The 246-nt window shown below is 50.8% G+C and carries 1 rRNA gene; it reads right to left on the reverse strand.

The annotated features are described in order from the left end of the window. Window positions 1-246 (reverse strand): 16S ribosomal RNA (locus ACTHSL_RS14025); the annotation flags it as partial.

Consider the following 246-nt stretch of genomic DNA (forward strand, 5'->3'; position numbering starts at 1 on the left):
GACTACTGGGGTATCTAATCCTGTTTGATCCCCACGCTTTCGTGCTTCAGCGTCAATGCCGGCCCAGTCAGGCGCCTTCGCCACTGGTGTTCCTCCTAATATCTGCGAATTTCACCTCTACACTAGGAATTCCCCTGACCTCTACCGGATTCTAGATATGCAGTTTCAAAAGCAATTCAGGGGTTGAGCCCCTGGATTTCACTTCTGACTTGCATATCCGCCTACGCACGCTTTACGCCCAGTAAT

This window comes from Neisseria sp. P0008.S010 (assembly GCF_051962715.1).
Lineage (GTDB): Bacteria > Pseudomonadota > Gammaproteobacteria > Burkholderiales > Neisseriaceae > Neisseria > Neisseria elongata.